This is a genomic window from Jiangella rhizosphaerae (assembly GCF_003579925.1).
GTDB classification, from domain to species: Bacteria; Actinomycetota; Actinomycetes; order Jiangellales; family Jiangellaceae; genus Jiangella; species Jiangella rhizosphaerae.
The window spans coordinates 1-668 of the sequence record NZ_QUAL01000205.1; the positions used below are offsets into that span (position 1 = coordinate 1).

At 73.7% G+C, this 668-nt stretch carries 2 pseudogenes; one reads left to right on the top strand and one right to left on the bottom strand.

The features are described 5' to 3' along the window. Positions 1–196: pseudogene (locus DY240_RS22450) on the bottom strand (ribosome maturation factor RimP); the annotation flags it as partial. Between the two features lie 144 nt (positions 197–340). Here DY240_RS22450 and DY240_RS32240 point away from each other — a divergent pair. Next, positions 341–668 (top strand): annotated as a pseudogene (locus tag DY240_RS32240) (hypothetical protein); the annotation flags it as partial.

Genomic DNA, 668 nt, shown 5'->3' on the forward strand with positions numbered 1-668 from the left:
CGTCGAGCGCCTTGGAGATGTGCCTCGACACCTCGGCGCAGCGGTCGAGGTCGACCCCGCCGTCGGCGTCGACGATGATGCGCAGCCGGCTGCGACGGCCGGCCTGGGACAGGTCGAGCTGCTCGAGGTCGAGCCCCTCCGACACCACGACGGGCTCGATGACCTGCTGCAGAAGGTCACGAGTAGCCGATGTCATCGGATGCCCCTTCCTCGATGTCGAGTTGTCGCCGGCCGTCTCATGGGATGGCGCGGTTCTTGACTCCTTGCCGCCAAGAGTAGCCAAGACTACAGCGCAGACCGGTGATCCACGGGCCGGTTCGCACCGGTTACGGTGTCCCCCGTGACGCCGAGGGTGGACGAGGGTCGGCGGCGGCTGCTCGCGCTGGTCGCCGGGGCTCCGATGCTCGGCGCCGCGCTGGCCGCGTGCGGCACCGACCCCCGCCCGAAGGCCGCTCCGGGCCCCCGCGCGTCACTCGACGCGGACGTGAAGCTGCGGTGGCGCGCCGTGCGCGGCGAGCAGACGTTGCTGGCGCTGCACGCGGCCACCGTCGCGGCGCATCCCGGCCTCGCCGCGCGGCTGCAGCCGCTGACCGCGCACCACGAGGAGCACCTGGCCGCACTGCGGGCCGACGGGCCGCTGCCGTACGGCGGTGGCGACGGCGCGGCCG